At 50.2% G+C, this 16,176-nt stretch carries 14 protein-coding genes and 1 riboswitch; of the genes, 11 read left to right on the top strand and 3 right to left on the bottom strand.

The genetic code is table 11. The annotated features are described in order from the left end of the window. Positions 1-11 precede the first annotated feature (11 nt). Entirely contained in the window at positions 12-869 is an 858-nt protein-coding gene (locus tag AOC34_RS09795) for a lysophospholipid acyltransferase family protein (protein WP_108469881.1), read from the bottom strand. A gap of 199 nt (positions 870-1,068) precedes the next feature. Between AOC34_RS09795 and metK the strand changes: the two genes are divergently transcribed. The 3 genes from metK (at position 1,069) to metF (ending at position 4,785) form a co-directional block, all read left to right on the top strand. Further along, complete coding sequence (gene metK, locus AOC34_RS09790) at positions 1,069-2,235, top strand: methionine adenosyltransferase (protein WP_108469880.1); 1,167 nt, start codon at positions 1,069-1,071, stop codon at positions 2,233-2,235. Between the two features lie 67 nt (positions 2,236-2,302). Further along, positions 2,303-2,407, top strand: a riboswitch (S-adenosyl-L-homocysteine riboswitch). A 63-nt stretch (positions 2,408-2,470) separates the two neighbouring features. Continuing rightward, on the top strand, positions 2,471-3,922 hold the full coding sequence (gene ahcY, locus AOC34_RS09785; RefSeq protein ID WP_108469879.1) for an adenosylhomocysteinase: 1,452 nt from the start codon (positions 2,471-2,473) through the stop codon (positions 3,920-3,922). Between the two features lie 29 nt (positions 3,923-3,951). Continuing rightward, on the top strand, positions 3,952-4,785 hold the full coding sequence (gene metF / locus AOC34_RS09780) for a methylenetetrahydrofolate reductase [NAD(P)H] (protein WP_108469878.1): 834 nt from the start codon (positions 3,952-3,954) through the stop codon (positions 4,783-4,785). On the opposite strand, the gene AOC34_RS09775 is transcribed toward metF, so the two are convergent. Beyond that, on the bottom strand, positions 4,782-5,420 hold the full coding sequence (locus AOC34_RS09775; protein ID WP_108469877.1) for a 5-formyltetrahydrofolate cyclo-ligase: 639 nt from the start codon (positions 5,418-5,420) through the stop codon (positions 4,782-4,784). The genes metF and AOC34_RS09775 overlap by 4 nt on opposite strands. Positions 5,421-5,548: 128 nt before the next feature. Here AOC34_RS09775 and AOC34_RS09770 point away from each other — a divergent pair, with 128 nt between their 5' ends. From AOC34_RS09770 to AOC34_RS09760, 3 genes are read left to right on the top strand one after another with little or no spacing between them, the layout of a single operon-like run. Beyond that, positions 5,549-7,453 (top strand): lytic transglycosylase domain-containing protein, encoded by a 1,905-nt coding sequence (locus AOC34_RS09770; protein WP_108470162.1) that lies wholly within the window; start codon positions 5,549-5,551, stop codon positions 7,451-7,453. Further along, positions 7,450-8,361, top strand: coding sequence for a complex I NDUFA9 subunit family protein (locus AOC34_RS09765; RefSeq protein ID WP_108469876.1), 912 nt, complete (start codon positions 7,450-7,452; stop codon positions 8,359-8,361). The genes AOC34_RS09770 and AOC34_RS09765 overlap by 4 nt, the downstream gene beginning before the upstream one ends. Continuing rightward, positions 8,358-9,491: a polynucleotide adenylyltransferase gene (locus AOC34_RS09760; RefSeq protein ID WP_108469875.1), complete on the top strand. Its 1,134-nt coding sequence runs from the start codon at positions 8,358-8,360 to the stop codon at positions 9,489-9,491. The genes AOC34_RS09765 and AOC34_RS09760 overlap by 4 nt, the downstream gene beginning before the upstream one ends. Here the strand turns inward: AOC34_RS09760 and AOC34_RS09755 are convergent. Then, positions 9,459-10,643 (bottom strand): class I SAM-dependent methyltransferase, encoded by a 1,185-nt coding sequence (locus tag AOC34_RS09755; protein ID WP_108469874.1) that lies wholly within the window; start codon positions 10,641-10,643, stop codon positions 9,459-9,461. The genes AOC34_RS09760 and AOC34_RS09755 overlap by 33 nt on opposite strands. 24 nt (positions 10,644-10,667) lie before the next feature. On the opposite strand from AOC34_RS09755, the gene AOC34_RS09750 reads away from it, so the two are divergent. The 5 genes from AOC34_RS09750 to glmS are packed head-to-tail and all read left to right on the top strand — an operon-like array spanning position 10,668 to position 16,131. After that, positions 10,668-11,489: an SDR family oxidoreductase gene (locus AOC34_RS09750; RefSeq protein ID WP_108469873.1), complete on the top strand. Its 822-nt coding sequence runs from the start codon at positions 10,668-10,670 to the stop codon at positions 11,487-11,489. Positions 11,490-11,499: 10 nt separating this feature from the next. Continuing rightward, a complete protein-coding gene (locus AOC34_RS09745) occupies positions 11,500-11,901 on the top strand; it encodes a dihydroneopterin aldolase (RefSeq protein ID WP_108469872.1) in 402 nt (133 codons plus the stop codon). A gap of 9 nt (positions 11,902-11,910) precedes the next feature. Then, on the top strand, positions 11,911-12,822 hold the full coding sequence (gene ttcA / locus AOC34_RS09740; RefSeq protein WP_108469871.1) for a tRNA 2-thiocytidine(32) synthetase TtcA: 912 nt from the start codon (positions 11,911-11,913) through the stop codon (positions 12,820-12,822). Positions 12,823-12,826: 4 nt separating this feature from the next. Beyond that, a complete protein-coding gene (gene glmU / locus AOC34_RS09735; protein WP_108469870.1) occupies positions 12,827-14,299 on the top strand; it encodes a bifunctional UDP-N-acetylglucosamine diphosphorylase/glucosamine-1-phosphate N-acetyltransferase GlmU in 1,473 nt (490 codons plus the stop codon). Then, on the top strand, positions 14,299-16,131 hold the full coding sequence (gene glmS / locus AOC34_RS09730) for a glutamine--fructose-6-phosphate transaminase (isomerizing) (RefSeq protein ID WP_108469869.1): 1,833 nt from the start codon (positions 14,299-14,301) through the stop codon (positions 16,129-16,131). The genes glmU and glmS overlap by 1 nt, the downstream gene beginning before the upstream one ends. Positions 16,132-16,176 lie beyond the last annotated feature (45 nt).

Genomic DNA, 16,176 nt, shown 5'->3' with positions numbered 1-16,176 from the left:
TTAAATTGAATTTATTGTGGTGGTGGCTCTGCCCCAAGCGGGTGTTTAAAGCGGTTGTAGGCCCATATAAACTGCTCTGGTGCAATCAAGATTGCTGCCTCGATAGCTGTGTTCAGCTCGCTACAAGATGTACCCGGATCTTCCGAAAATGCATTAAGGCGGGTTGCTTGCATGAGCCAGCCTTGGCCAAGCCCTTTGCGTTTGGCAGTAAACATCACTACAGGCGTATGGTGCCTATTGGCAAGGCGTGCAGGCAGGGTAGTTGTATAGGCTGGACGACCAAAAAAGGGAGCCCAAATGCCATCGCCACCGCTGGGTACTTGATCCGGAAGAATGCCAATGGCCTCACCTCGCGTAAGTGCGCGGGTCATTTGACGTACACCATGCAGATTCGTCGGTACAAAATGCATATTAGGATAGGCTCTGCCGTCTTCGATGACGGCATTAAGCCAATCTTGTCGGGCCGGCCGATACAAGATGGTGGCTGGAAAATGCTGTGCGAGTACGCGAGGAATAATTTCAAAGCCCCCTAAGTGGGGCGTGAGCATAACTAAACCATGCCCCTCATTGATGGCCCCCTCTACTACCTCCCAGTTGTTAATTTCAGTAAACGACAGGGCTTTGCTGGGATTGCGCCAAATCCATAGGCTATCTGAAAACAGCATTCCGGAGGCGCAGGCTGCCGACCAAATGCGAGCCGGGAAGTGATTTTGCGTCGCAGCAGAAAGGTAATGCTGCTTAAAAAGGCTGCGATAGTGCCGAGACCCAATAAATGCCAGCAAACCGAGCCCACCCCCAATAGCCTGTGCAAAGCCAAGCGGCATCGCTGCAATGGTGTGGAGCATGAGCTTAAATAGTAGGGTACGCACCCCATCATCATATTCAATCCCTTAAGGGATTAGGCTAATTGTGAATTTTGCCCAATTCACGAAGTTCGGATAGAATCCTTCCATCGCCGAGTTAAGACAACTTGCGGGGCGATTAAAAATTCTGCTAAAGCGTCGCCGTTGAGGTTCCTGGCACGTCGAGTTGTCCTACTGATCGTGTTAATTTTTAAAGGAAAACGCAATGGCAAATGATTATTTCTTCACCTCAGAATCAGTTTCCGAAGGTCACCCCGATAAAGTTGCAGACCAAATCTCCGATGCGATTTTGGACGCCATTTTGGCCCAAGATCCCAAGGCTCGAGTTGCAGCAGAAACACTTTGCAACACGGGCTTGGTTGTTCTTGCGGGTGAGATTACAACCCACGCGAACGTGGATTACATCCAAGTCGCACGCAATACCTTGCGTGAAATCGGCTATGACAACACTGCTTACGGTATTGACTACAAGGGCTGCGCAGTCTTGGTGGCCTACGACAAGCAAAGTCCAGACATTGCACAGGGCGTAGACAAGGCGCATGACGACGGTTTAGATCAGGGCGCGGGTGATCAAGGCTTGATGTTTGGTTATGCCTGCGATGAAACGGCAGAGCTCATGCCTTTGCCGATTCACCTATCGCACCGTTTGGTTGAGCGCCAGTCTCAGCTGCGCCGCGACGGCCGCTTAACGTGGTTGCGTCCGGATGCAAAGTCCCAAGTCACTCTGCGTTATGTAAACGGTAAGCCTGACTCAATCGACACCGTGGTGTTGTCAACACAGCACGATGAAGATATTTCCCTCGAGAAATTACGCGAAGCAGTGATTGAAGAAATCATTAAGCCTGTTTTGCCAGCCCATCTCATCAAGGGCGACATTAAGTATTTGGTAAACCCCACCGGTCGCTTTGTGATTGGTGGACCGCAGGGCGATTGCGGATTAACCGGACGCAAAATTATTGTGGATACCTACGGCGGTGCAGCGCCCCACGGCGGCGGCGCATTCTCGGGCAAGGATCCATCGAAGGTAGACCGCTCTGCAGCCTATGCCGGTCGCTACGTAGCGAAGAACGTGGTTGCAGCTGGGTTAGCAACGCGTTGCTTGATTCAGATCTCCTATGCGATTGGTGTAGCAAAGCCAACATCCGTCATGGTCAGCACCTTTGGTACCGGCAAGATTGCCGACGAAAAGATTGCCGCTTTAGTTGCAGAGCACTTTGACCTGCGTCCGAAGGGCATTGTCAAGATGCTTGACTTACTGCGCCCGATTTACCGTAAAACCGCAGCGTATGGTCACTTTGGTCGTGAAGAGCCAGAATTTACCTGGGAGCAGTGCGATAAGGCGCCAGCCTTACGTGCAGCAGCAGGCCTGTAAAGGCTTTCTACCCCCTAGGTAGTCGTTGTTAAGCTGTATTTGGCGAAATTGATTACAATTTCGCCATACTCTCAAGGAGCGTTGCAAGGAACATTGCGAACCAATGATTCCCCAGGCTTGAGGGGGCAAGATCCGAACAGGAATTTGCTTTTTGCAACTGCGCTCGCTAACCCATGGCTCAATGGTTGGCGAGTTTTCTTGCCCCAGCATTGATCCGTCCTTAGCTGGAGCATGAATGAATACCGCATCTGATTTCAACTTAAATGATTTTGTAGCAAAACATTGCGCAATCGCCGACATCACCTTGGCTGATTTTGGCCGTAAAGAAATTGCCATTGCCGAAACTGAAATGCCAGGACTGGTTGCGATTCGCGATGAGTTCGCGGCAACCCAGCCTCTGCGCGGCGCCCGCATTACGGGTTCACTGCACATGACCATTCAAACCGCAGTGCTGATTGAGACGCTTGAAGCATTGGGCGCGAAAGTGCAGTGGGCGTCGTGCAATATTTTTTCAACGCAAGACCATGCCGCCGCAGCGATTGCTGCGAATGGCACTCCCGTATTCGCGATTAAGGGCGAGACCTTAGAGCAGTATTGGGATTACACCCACCGCATTTTTGAGTGGGCAGATGGTGGCTTTACCAATATGATTTTGGATGACGGCGGTGATGCAACATTACTGCTGCACTTGGGCACAAAGGCAGAAAAAGACCAAGCAGTCTTGAGTAACCCCAGTAGCGAAGAAGAAACCATTTTGTTTTCGACCATTAAGAGCAAGCTAGCGATTGATCCAACCTGGTACTCGACTCGCTTAGCCAAGGTTGAAGGCGTTACGGAAGAGACAACAACCGGCGTGCATCGCCTGTATCAAATGTTTGCTAAAGGCGAATTGGCTTTCCCTGCAATTAACGTGAACGATTCGGTTACCAAGAGCAAGTTTGATAATTTGTATGGCTGCCGCGAGTCGTTGGTTGACGCGATTAAGCGTGCTACCGATGTGATGATTGCTGGAAAAGTTGCCGTGGTTGCTGGTTATGGTGACGTTGGTAAGGGTTCAGCACAAGCCTTGCGCGCCCTGTCCGCTCAGGTTTGGGTAACGGAAGTCGATCCAATCTGCGCATTGCAGGCAGCAATGGAAGGCTATCGCGTTGTGACGATGGACTACGCAGCAGACAAAGCCGATATCTTTGTATCGGCAACCGGCAATTACCATGTGATCACGCATGACCACATGGCGCGCATGAAAGACCAGGCCATTGTTTGTAACATCGGCCACTTTGATAATGAGATTGATATTGCGGGCATTGAAAAATACCGCTGGGAAGAAATTAAACCCCAAGTCGATCACGTCATTTTCCCTGCCATGAATGGCATGCCTGAAAAGCGCATCATCATTTTGGCTAAAGGCCGTTTGGTTAACTTGGGTTGCGGTACTGGTCACCCATCTTATGTGATGAGTTCTTCTTTTGCGAACCAAGTGATTGCGCAAATTGAGTTGTGGGGCGCAGTCGGCACGAAGAAATACCCCGTCGGCGTTTATACCTTGCCAAAACACTTAGATGAAAAAGTAGCGCGCTTGCAGCTGAAGAAACTGAATGCGCAACTGACCGAGTTGAGCGATCAACAGGCCAGCTACATTGGAGTGACAAAGCAAGGCCCGTATAAGCCAGAGCACTACCGTTATTAATCGCAGCAGTACTAGATAGGTCAAATGCAATGGAATTGAGCGTCGAATTTTTTCCACCAAAAACACCGGAGGGAGAAAACAAACTCCGTCTGGTGCGTGAGCGCTTTAGTGAATCGCTAAAGCCGGCGTTCTATTCCGTTACATTTGGTGCTGGTGGCTCAACCCAGTCTGGTACTTTGCAGGTAGTTAGTGAGATTCATGCAGCGGGTGAGTCTGTGGCGCCCCATTTATCCTGCGTTGGCAGTTCGCGCGACAGTGTGCGCGTGATGCTTAATCAGTATCGTGAATTAGGGATTCGCCGCATCGTTGCCTTGCGGGGCGACTTGCCATCCGGCATGGGGCAGTATGGTGAGTTCTCGCATGCCAATCAATTGGTTGAGTTCATTCGGGCAGAGACTGGCGATTGGTTCCATATCGATGTCGCGGCTTACCCAGAGACTCATCCACAGGCAAAGTCGCCTGCGACGGATCTGCAGTTTTTTGTAGAGAAAATGAAGGCCGGTGCTAATTCAGCGGTTACCCAATACTTCTTTAACTCTGACGCCTACTTTCGATTTGTAGAGGACGCCTATGACTTAGGCGTTACCCAGCCGATTATTGCGGGGATTATGCCGATTACCAATTGCAGTCAGTTATTACGCTTTTCGGATGCGTGTGGCGCGGAAGTGCCTCGGTGGATTCGCTTACGCTTGCAGTCCTTTGGCGACGATACGGCATCCATCAAATCGTTTGGTGAGGACGTCGTAACCGATTTGTGTGATCAGTTACTGGTTACGGGCGCACCCGGTTTACATTTTTACTCGCTGAACCAAGCCGACGCGGTATTGGCGATTGCCGAGAACCTCAACCTAGGCTCAAACTAGTCGCCCTTAAAGCGCAATCCAGATTCGGTCAGCATGGCATCGAGCGGCTCATCATGGGCCTCTGCTTGCCACTGATTTGGGTTTAATTGCTGCCAGTCATACCCAACCCCAATACAGGCTATGTTTGGCTTTGTAACGCGTACGCGAGCTAGTGTGCGGTCAAAATAGCCGCCACCATAGCCCAGTCGCCAATAGTGCATTTGCAGGGAATCTCTGTGGGTAATGCTAGCCCAAGACCAACCCACGCAGGGGATCAAAATGCAATCGGGCTCTATGGACTTAATCTTGGGGTCATTTGGATTAGGTTCTGAAATCCCGTGTTGCTGGCGTATCAATGCATCTCCATCCTGCCAGGAATAAAAATCCAGTTGCATGTCAGCGCGCATAACAGGTAAGGCTAACTGCCTGCCGTGCTTTGCTTTGACCCAGCTGATTAAGCATGGGCGTAAATCAATTTCTTGCTGAATTGGCCAATAGAGTGCAATCGATCCCAGCGACTGCAGTTCTGTTGTGAGTGCGTGGTTTAACGCTGCCACCACTGCTTGGCTTGTAGAAGAGGTGTTGGGGTCTTGCGCGTACGCAGTACGTTCAAGTAACAGTCGATTTCGAAGGGTTTTTAAATCAGGGTTCGGCATACGAAATAGTATCAAGCAAGCGTGCTATGAATGAAAAAACAAATAAAAGTTAGACTATAGGGATGAAGCCATTTATTTGCACTGATCGACTTTTTGCAGCACTGCCCCTCATCCCCTCCCTCAGGTGGATGCTAACAGCCATTTTGATCTGTTGCGGGCTTTTCATTGCTCAGCAGAGTGTGCAGGCTAAAAAACCGACGAAACCAGCCAATGCTCCACTGGAGTTGACTGAGGCAGACAGAACATTCATTGAGTTGCGGGAGGCTGCCCGTAAAAACGATGCTCCGCGTGCTCAGCAGCTTGCTGCTATTTTGCCCAATTACACCATGGGCGATTACGTCGAGTACTTCAAGATTAAGCCTCAACTCTTTGATGCGGGCGGTATGGCGCGCGCCGAGACAAACGCGGACAGCCAGGTGTTGGGATTTTTGAGTAAGCATGAGGGGACTGCCTTAGCGGACCGTATGCGCAATGACTGGTTGCTGGTACTGGGAAAGCGCAAAGACTGGCGTGCGTTTGATGCGGAATACCCAAAATTTGTATTAGACGATGACACTTCAGTGAAATGCTACGCCCTGCAATCCCGTTTGGCCCAGGGTGAAATTGCAGCAAAGACCGCGCACGACGCACGACTCGTCATGTTAGATCCTAAGTTTTATGGTCAAGGTTGTCAGGAGTTGGTGCCCTTGTTATTGAATGCCGGAGCCATTACGCCAGCCGAAGCAAAGGCTTATGGCCGTAGTGCTGCCGAAATGGGACTTGAGACCATGGGCCGCAAAATGGCGGGAGAAGATCCGATTGGCGAGATTGTGAAGGCAGCACGAGCAGACCCAGTAAAAGCCTATCGCGATTTTTCGCAAAGTGCTGCACGTTACAGCAAAGAAAACCAAGCAGCAGGGTGGGGTGTCATTGGCCAGTTTTTGGCCAAGCGCCAAGACCTCAGGGCAGATGATGTTTTCCGGATGCAGCACGACCTAGGTTTTAGTGAACTGCTCTCGACCGAGAGCCAAGAGTGGAAAGTGCGAGCAGCACTGCGTGCCCAGGATTGGCCCTTGGTACGGGATGCGATTGAAACCATGAATCCTGCAGTGCGGTCAAAAGATCCTGCCTGGACGTATTGGTATGGGCGCGCACTCGAGGCTACTGGGCAAGCTGCCAAGGGCAAAGAGCAGTATGAGCTTATTCATGACCAATTTAATTTTTATGGGCAATTGGCGCGCGAAGAGCTTGGCAAGAAAACCCAAATTCCAACGCGAGTTCGGGTAACCGATCAAGAGATCAAGCCCATGGCAGAGCGCAAAGGCTTTATTCGTGGTGAGCGTTTCTATGCCATGAATTTACGCTTTGAGGGCAATCGCGAATGGAATTGGGAGTTGCGCGGCATGAGCGATAAAGAGCTCTTAGCTGCTGCCGAATACGCCAAACGCATCCAGCTCTATGATCGGACCGTCAATACGGCAGATCGAACTAAGATGGAGCATGACTTCACCTTGCGCTTTCCAACCCCCTACCGCGATGAGCTAACTCCCATTGCCCGCCAAATTGATCTCAATTTAGCGTGGGCTTATGGATTAATTCGGCAGGAGTCGCGCTTCATTATGAATGCCACTTCTTCCGTAGGTGCCTCGGGTTTAATGCAAGTCATGCCGAATACAGCTAAATACGTTGCCAAGAAAATTGGCATGACCTCATATACGCAAGAAAAGTTAAAAGACACGAACACCAATTTAACTTTGGGAAGTAATTACCTCAATATGGTGTTGACGGATTTAGATGGATCGTGGGTATTGGCATCGGCAGCCTACAATGCCGGCCCGTCCCGTTCTAAGTTATGGCGCGAGCGCTTAAATGCTCCCGTTGAGGGCGCAATTTTTGCAGAGACAATACCCTTTCATGAAACAAGAGTCTACGTAAAAAATGTAATGTCCAATGCCAGCTATTACTCAGGCGTGATGTCTGGCCAAACTATTTCTTTAAAACAGCGCCTTGGAACTATTACCCCCAAGGCTGCAATTCAAAGTGAGTTGCCATGAAATACGATGTCCTAGTCATTGGTGGTAATGGATTTGTGGGCAGTGTGCTGTTGCGCAGACTGCAACGCGAGGGCTATTCGGTTTTATTGCCAACGCGCCATTTGGCGGCGGCGCGGGATTTTCGTTTGCTGCCCAGCGTTCATCTGATTCAAGCCGACGTCAATGATCAGACCACCTTAAATGACTTATGTAGCCAGGTTAAGCCAAGCGGTACCGTGATTAACTTAGTTGGTGTTTTGCATGATCGTCCAGCCACACCGTATGGCAAAGTATTTGAGCGCGCCCATGTGTTGCTCCCAAAGAGTTGTATAGCTGCAATGAAAGCCAATGGCATCAAGCGCTATTTGCATATGAGCGCATTGGGCGCGGACTCACATGGCCCATCGATGTACCAACGGAGCAAAGGCGATGGTGAAGCTGCAGTCCGGGCCAGCGGATTGGATTGGACTATCTTTAGACCTTCCGTCATTTTTGGGCAAGAGGATCAATTCATTAATCTGTTTGCTAACCTAGCAAAAGTTTTCCCAGTCATTCCCTTGGCAAATTCGCAGGCGCTCTTTCAGCCAGTGAGCGTCAATGATGTGGCTGCTGCCTTTGTTGCCTCCATCACGATGAAGCAAACCATCCACCAAACCTATTCTTTGGTTGGGCCTGAAGTGCTCAGCATGGCAGAGCTGGTACGTTTTGCGGCCTTAAAGGCGCAAACCACGACGCGGGTTATTCCAATGCCGGCCGTCGTCGGTTACCTACAAGCATTGATGTTTGAATTCCTGCCGGTGCCCACCTTGATGTCGCGTGACAACATTGCATCCATGCAGTTACCCAATGTATTGCCGCCGACAGCAGCAGATGATCTGATCACCACCTTCGGCATATCGCGTCAATCCATTCGGAGTCTGTTGGCTTGAACATATACGCCGTTGGCGGAGCAATACGGGATGCGGTAATGGGTATCCCGGTGAACGATATTGATTACGTCGTAGTTGGAAGTAGTGCAGAGGAAATGATTGCGCTGGGTTACCAGCCGGTTGGTAAAGACTTTCCAGTCTTTTTACATCCCCAAACCCATGCCGAATACGCTTTAGCTCGGACCGAACGAAAGACAGGCATCGGTTACCAGGGATTTCATTTTTATGCCGACCCATCGGTCACCTTAGAACAGGATTTACAACGGCGCGACCTCACCATCAATGCCATGGCCCAGCGCGTCGATGACACTGGCGCGCGAGTCGGTCCCATCATTGATCCGTATGGCGGGCAAAACGACATTCAAGCAAAAGTATTTCGGCATGTTTCCGCCGCATTTGCAGAAGACCCTTTGCGTTTATTGCGCATTGCTCGGTTTGCTGCGCGCTTTCCAAACTTTACGATTGCAGCTGAAACACAAGAGGCGCTGCGCGCCATTGTGCAGTCGGGTGAGTTGTCGGCGCTATCCCTTGAGCGCGTATGGCAAGAGCTTGATCGCGGTATGCGTTCAGCTGATCCGCTGCGCATGCTTGAAGTTCTTTTGGAGACTGGCGCTGCAGATCAATTCCTACCCCAGCAATTGATTGCAATTTGCAGGAATCCGCAACTCAAAAAACAATTGGCCAGTGACCTTGATTTGTTAGCAGCAAACAAAGCAGCAGACGTTGATTCCGTTTGTGCAGTGCTATTGGCTGATCTCAGTAAAGACGCTATTCGGCAATGGTCCGAAACAACCCGCATGCCACATGGTACCCGGGATTTTGCAGAACTATTCTCAGCGCTAAAAAAACGCGTGACAAAGCAAGGCTATAGCGCAGGTGACATTTTGGCCTGGTTTAACCGAGCCGATGCGTGGCGTAAGCCCGAGCGCGCAGAAAAACTAATCGCGCTGGCCAGTGTTTTGGGTTTTCAGGTACGGCGGATCAGCGCTGGCCTAGTAGCAGCTTTGGCCATCGATAGTCAGGCTATTATTCAGCGTCTTTCGGCAGCAGAGCAACAGCAGGGCGAATGCATTCGCTCCGCAATCGATGCTGCGCGATTACAGGCTGTGGAGTCGGTTACGGCCGCCTAAGCCTGGAAGCATGTCTAGTGAGAGTCCGGGCAGATTCTTTTTGAATGCAAAGACCTTAAAAAGCTCTCCCATCTCGGCTTCTGATAACAATTTTTGTAAGGCATTGGAGACCGGTAAAAAAGCAGTCGCGTTAGCCGGATCCATTTTCTCCAAAACCAAATCACCAATACCTGCTTCTAATAAGAAGTTGCCTTGGTTATTGAAATAGATTTCGTCCGCTCCACCAGTAAGGGATGCGCTCGAAATGGATGACCACTCCACATGGCTTGTTAGATCGCACAGGCCCGGCAGATAGAGTGGATCTGTAATGGTATGGTGGCGATGGTGAGCCATCAATGTCCCTTGCTCACGCTGTGGGTGAAAAAACTCGCTCGCCGGAAATCCATAATCCAGCGTAATAAAAAGACCGCTCGTTAGCGCCTGAGTTACAGCCGTCATCCATGCTTCACTTTGTGGATTGATTTCGGTGGTGTAGCCTTCTGAAAAGGAGTGGGTCAGAAGATAGTCTGGTAATAGTTGCCGATCGACAACTGGTCCGCTCTCTAAAGCAAGGGAGCCATTCTGAATGACTACCCCTTGCTGGTGCCATTCTCCATTTTGGTAAACAATGCGTTCACACGGCATCGCATCGAGCACTTCATTTGCAATGATGACCCCCTCAAACTGGCTTGGCAGCGTGCTGAGCCACTCGATTGCGGTTGAATACTGCAGTTCGTTTTTTGATTCTTCTAACAAGGTACGCTGACGCTGCGCTAAATCGGGGGCGATTTCGAGAATGCCATAGTGATCTAAGGGAAAATCGAGCTCCCTTAGGCGACCAAGGATGGACGCAGCTAACTTACCGGTTCCAGCACCAAACTCAAGAATGCGGGTGGGTTTGCCTTGAGAGCGGTAGGTCTCTAAGACCGGCAGGATGGCGTTGGTCAGGGCCATGCCAAAAAAAGGGCTAATCTCTGGGGCGGTAGTGAAGTCCCCGCCACTCCCCAGTTTATGCGCACCGGCGCTATAGTAGCCGCTACTAGCTTGGTATAAAGCCATCTCCATGTAGCGCGAAAAGGGCAAGTAACCCCCATGCGATGCAACTTCCAGGGCAATTTCCGCGCTTAAGCGCGCGCTATGCGCTTTTTCGGTGTCGGTCAAGGTAATATCCATAACTCGCTAGTCTAAGAGAAAAACGTGAATTCAAGCTCTTCCACCTCACCCAAGGCCAAAAAATGCGTTTTGGTCACCGGCGCTGCAAAGCGCGTGGGGCAGGCTATTGCTATTCATTTTGCAGAACAAGGCTGGGATGTGGCCGTTCATTATGGGAAGTCAAAAGCAGAAGCCGATGAAACGGTTGCTGCGATTCAGAAATTAGGCTCAAGGGCAATGGCATTTCAGACCGATTTAGCCAGCGAGTCAGAAATTACTACCCTATTTTATGCCGTTACAACCAATATGGGCGCGCTGGATTGCATCGTCAATAGCGCCTCACAGTTTGAGTACGACCGAGCTAGTGCAGAGCCACAGCTGATTAACGCGGCCTTTTTTCAGAAGATGATGCAAGTGAATGTCTTGGCGCCAGTCCTCTTGGCGCAGTTGCTCTACGGACAGCAAAAATCCAAGGCAGTCGATTCTACGTCTGGTGGTGATATTCCGGCAGTGATCCAGCTGCTCGATCAGAAGCTCATTAATCTCAATCCCGATTATTTTTCATACACCGTATCGAAGAGCGCGCTGGAATGTGCGAGCCAGATGATGGCGATGGATTTTGCCCCCCATCTGCGTGTTGTTGGATTGGCGCCCGGCATTTCCTTGCCATCGGGGCCGCAGTCTGAGGAGGGCTTTAAAGCTGCCCATACAATGACGCCATTAAAGCGCTCATCCACTCCAATCGATATTGCAAAGACGGCTGTTTTTATTGCAGAGTCAAATGCGATTACGGGTACAACGATTTACGTCGATGGAGGCCAGCATTTAATGCCATCATCACGCGATGTTATGTTTAAAACTAAATAGGCTTTACAGAATGCTAGATGCGATGCAGCACCCCTCCTTACTCGATTGCCGCCGTTTGTTTCTGCGGGATTATGAGATTTACATCAATATCGGTGTGCATGACTTTGAGAAAAAAGCAGAGCAACGCGTCATTCTAAATATTGATCTGTACATTCCGTTTACGCTCAACACACCAACAAAAGATACCTTGGATGAAGTGCTCGATTACGACTTCATGCGCGAGACCATTCGGACCCGAGCCCAGAAAGGCCATATTCATTTACAAGAAACGCTCTGCGACGACATTGTTGCTGCCATGCTGGCTCACCCCAATGTGAAAGCGGCCCGCGTTTCCACTGCAAAGCCAGACGTCTATTCCGACTGTCACTCGGTGGGCGTTGAGGTGTTTCGCATCAAAGATTCGTTACGGTAAGGTAAGCCAGTGAACGATCCTCGCAAAGTAGCGTTTGAAGAAAACAAACTCGAGAAAAAACTGTCTCGCTTAGTTGGTCAGGCGATTGGTGATTTTGGCATGATCGAGGATGGTGACAAAGTCATGGTCTGTGTCTCTGGCGGTAAAGACAGCTACGCCATGCTCGATATTCTGCTCAAGCTGCGCGAGCGGGCGCCAATTCAGTTTGAAATCGTTGCGGTGAATTTAGATCAGAAGCAACCAAATTTTCCAGCAGAAACACTACCAAATTATTTAACTAACTTAGGTGTGCCCTTTCACATTGAAGAGCAAGACACCTACAGTATTGTGAAGCGCGTGATCCCGGAGGGTAAGACAACCTGCGGTTTATGCTCCCGTTTACGTCGCGGCATTTTGTACCGGGTTGCCGATGAATTGGGCGCAACGAAGATTGCCCTTGGCCATCACCGCGACGATATTCTCGAAACCCTATTGCTCAATCTATTTTATGCCGGCAAATTGAAGGGCATGCCGCCCAAGCTGCGATCCGACGACGGAAAGCACATCGTGATTCGGCCGCTCGCTTATGTTCCAGAAAAACTACTCGAGCGGTACGCTGAAGATATGCAGTTCCCTATCATTCCATGCGATTTGTGTGGCAGCCAGCCTAATCTGCAGCGCGGTGCGATGAAGCAAATGCTCCGCGACTGGGAAAAGAAACACCCAGGCCGAGTAGAAAACCTCTTTCGGGCGATGCACCACATCGTGCCGTCCCATTTAATGGACCGCGAGGCATTTGATTTCACCAATTTAGAGGTCGATGGCAGTATTGGTGGAGCCCTTGGTAATTTAGGGGCTAGATCCTCGGGCGATCGTGGAATTGATGAGGCTGAACTCGATGAATTAGCCTGCGGAACCCTGATACGCGGCGTTTATAATTAATCGCATGAATATTGTCATACTGGCTGCAGGGCAGGGAAAGCGGATGAAATCGGCTTTGCCGAAGGTCTTGCAAACTTTGGCCGGTAAACCCTTACTAGAGCATGTTCTCGTCACTGCCAATCAGCTCGTCGGTAAGGCTAAAACAAAACCAATCGTTGTGATTGGCCATGGCGCAAGTGCCATCACTGCTTACTTAGAGCAGATTCTAAAAGACCATCCAGGGCTTGCTAACGCAGTGACGGTGATGCAAAAGGAGCAAAAAGGCACCGGCCATGCGCTGTTGCAAGCGCTGCCTAAGCTCGATTTAGATGAGCCCACCTTGGTGCTTTATGGCGATGTTCCCTTAATTTCCAAAAAAACCTTGATGCGTTTAGTAAAGTTAGCCGACGGTAAGCGCGGAAGTGATTCCGCCCTTGCTTTACTGACGCAGCAAATGGATAACCCAACAGGGTATGGCCGTATCCTGCGTGACACTGAAGGTGCTGTCACGGGTATCGTTGAGGAAAAGGATGCGGATCGCCAACAAAAGAATATTTCTGAAATTAATACCGGCATCATGGTGTTGCCAAGTGGTCGCTTGAAGAAATGGCTGAAATCATTGCGGGCGAGCAATGCACAAGGCGAGTATTACTTAACGGATGTGATTGCAATGGCTGCGCGAGACAATGTTCCCATTCGCACAGCTCAAGTAGACTTTGAGTGGGAGACCGTTGGTGTGAATAGCCGCGATCAATTGGCAGCGTTAGAGCGCACCCATCAGCATGTGATTGCGATGCAATTAATGGAGACAGGCGTCACTCTGCTTGATCCAGCACGGATCGATGTGCGCGGTAAGTTAAGCTGCGGTTCGGATGTGGTCATCGATGTGGGATGTGTTTTTGAGGGCAATGTCAGTCTGGACTCCGGCACACGCGTCGGCCCCTATTGCATCGTCCGTAATAGCACAATTGGCAAGCAGGTTACGATCCAGGCATTTAGCCATTTAGACGGCGCCGTGGTTGGAGTCAATTCGATTATTGGGCCCTATGCTCGCTTACGTCCTGGCGCTGATTTAGCGAATGACGTGCACATTGGCAATTTTGTTGAAGTTAAGAACAGCAAGATTGATTCCAATAGCAAAGCAAATCATTTGGCGTATGTTGGTGATTCGATTGTGGGTGCACGCGTTAATATCGGTGCGGGCACCATTACCTGCAACTACGATGGCGTTAATAAACACCAAACCATTATTGAGGACGATGTCTTTATTGGCTCCGATACACAGCTTGTTGCCCCGGTACGAGTTGGGCGTGGAGCAACTTTAGGTGCAGGTACAACCTTGACCAAAGACGCGCCTGCTAATCAGTTAACGGTATCGCGCGCCAAGCAATTATCGATCCAGTGGCAGCGCCCGGTGAAGCAAGAAAAGACAGTGGCCAGCAAAAAAACGGCTACCAAAAAAATAGCCGCCAAAAAAACGGCAAAGGCCAAAAAATAATGTGTGGCATTGTTGGCGCGGCATCACGCAAGAATATCGTTCCTATCCTAATTGAAGGATTGCGTCGTCTCGAGTACCGTGGCTATGACTCCTGTGGATTTGCTGTGATTGATGCGGCAAATGCAAAGCACCCGATTGAGCGGGCGCGGACAACCGCACGGGTTTCTGAGTTGGCTGAGCAAGGCAATCAGTTTCAGGGCACATTGGGTATAGCCCATACCCGCTGGGCAACCCACGGCAAGCCCGACACCCACAATGCCCATCCCCACATATCCAATCAGTTAATTGCAGTGGTGCACAACGGAATCATTGAAAACTACGATGTACTGCGCACCGAGCTAATTACTGCAGGCTATGTATTTGAGTCGGAGACCGACACTGAAGTGATAGCTCATTTAATTCATCAAACCTATATTGCGCAACCCAGTCGCAACATTGCGCTGGCTGTGCGTGCGGTATTGCCGCGTCTGCATGGTGCCTATGCCATTGGCGTCATTGCGCAAGATTGCCCTGATACTTTAATTGGCGCGCGTGTTGGTTCTCCACTGGTTGTTGCCTTTGGTGACCATGAAAACTTTATTGCATCCGATGCCTTAGCGCTGGCAGGCCATGCAAAGACCATGCTGTATTTAGAAGAAGGGGATGTTGCAGTTTTAAAAGCCGACCAGGTCAGTATTACCGATGGCAATGGTCAATTCGTTCAGCGCGCGCAAAAACCCATGCCAGCACAGGCTGACTCCGTTGATTTGGGCCCATATCAGCATTACATGCAAAAAGAAATTTTTGAGCAGCCCACAGCAATTGCCAATACGCTTGCCAACATCACGCATTTTGGGCCTGATCTTTTTAATGCGGATCCACAGGCATGGCGGGAGTTTGATCAGGTTTTGATTTTGGCGTGCGGCACCAGCTACTACTCGGCTTGCGTTGCGAAGTATTGGCTTGAATCGATTGCAGGAATGCCGACGCAGGTGGAAATTGCCAGCGAATACCGTTATCGCACTTCCGTGCCCAATCCCAAGACACTGATTGTGGTGGTATCGCAATCGGGCGAGACGGCGGATACCTTAGCCGCGCTGCGCCATGCCAAAGAACTCGGCCATACGATGACCTTGGCAATATGCAATGTGGCAAGCAGTGCGATGATTCGTGAAACGAATTGGCGCTTTCTAACCAAAGCAGGAACTGAAATTGGGGTTGCCTCAACCAAAGCGTTTACTACCCAATTGCTTGCACTCTACCTATTGACCATGTCGATTGCCAAGCGCCAGGGTCGGATTAGTGATGCAGAAGAAAAGGACGCACTAAAGGCATTACGGCACTTACCCAAGGCCTTGATTGCCGTGTTGGCCCTAGAGCCGCAAATCATCGCTTGGAGTGCAGCATTTGCGCAATGTGAAAATGCCCTTTTCTTGGGCCGGGGTCTGCATTATCCGATTGCCCTTGAAGGTGCCTTAAAGCTCAAAGAGATTTCTTATATTCATGCAGAAGCCTACCCTGCTGGTGAGTTAAAGCATGGCCCATTGGCATTGGTCACAGAAAAAATGCCTGTGGTGACGGTGGCTCCAAACGATGCGCTGCTTGAAAAACTCAAATCCAATATGCAAGAAGTGAAGGCCCGTGGCGGTCGTTTGTACGTATTTGCAGACCAAGATACTGAAATCGTCAGTAGCGATGGCATTGCTGTAATTCGTTTGCCTGAATACTACGGGGATTTATCGCCCATTTTGCATGTGGTGCCACTGCAATTGCTGGCTTATCACACGGCATGCGCTCGCGAAACCGATGTGGATAAACCAAGAAATTTAGCAAAAAGTGTGACTGTCGAATAAGTCCCTACGCTTGGCGCAGTTGGATTACCTCTTGGCCCTTACCAT

The organism is Polynucleobacter difficilis (genome assembly GCF_003065365.1).
Taxonomy (GTDB): Bacteria; Pseudomonadota; Gammaproteobacteria; order Burkholderiales; family Burkholderiaceae; genus Polynucleobacter; species Polynucleobacter difficilis.
Note: the sequence above shows the minus strand (reverse complement) of the source record. Positions and strands in the feature narration are given on the sequence as shown.

Bases quoted from the DNA above. Each gene is read 5' to 3' on its own strand.
- metK (WP_108469880.1), top strand. From the start codon at position 1,069: ATGGCAAATGATTATTTCTTCACCTCAGAATCAGTTTCCGAAGGTCAC.
- ahcY (WP_108469879.1), top strand. From the start codon at position 2,471: ATGAATACCGCATCTGATTTCAACTTAAATGATTTTGTAGCAAAACAT.
- metF (WP_108469878.1), top strand. From the start codon at position 3,952: ATGGAATTGAGCGTCGAATTTTTTCCACCAAAAACACCGGAGGGAGAA.
- AOC34_RS09775 (WP_108469877.1), bottom strand. From the start codon at position 5,420: ATGCCGAACCCTGATTTAAAAACCCTTCGAAATCGACTGTTACTTGAA.
- AOC34_RS09770 (WP_108470162.1), top strand. From the start codon at position 5,549: ATGCTAACAGCCATTTTGATCTGTTGCGGGCTTTTCATTGCTCAGCAG.
- AOC34_RS09765 (WP_108469876.1), top strand. From the start codon at position 7,450: ATGAAATACGATGTCCTAGTCATTGGTGGTAATGGATTTGTGGGCAGT.
- AOC34_RS09755 (WP_108469874.1), bottom strand. From the start codon at position 10,643: ATGGATATTACCTTGACCGACACCGAAAAAGCGCATAGCGCGCGCTTA.
- AOC34_RS09745 (WP_108469872.1), top strand. From the start codon at position 11,500: ATGCTAGATGCGATGCAGCACCCCTCCTTACTCGATTGCCGCCGTTTG.
- glmU (WP_108469870.1), top strand. From the start codon at position 12,827: ATGAATATTGTCATACTGGCTGCAGGGCAGGGAAAGCGGATGAAATCG.
- glmS (WP_108469869.1), top strand. From the start codon at position 14,299: ATGTGTGGCATTGTTGGCGCGGCATCACGCAAGAATATCGTTCCTATC.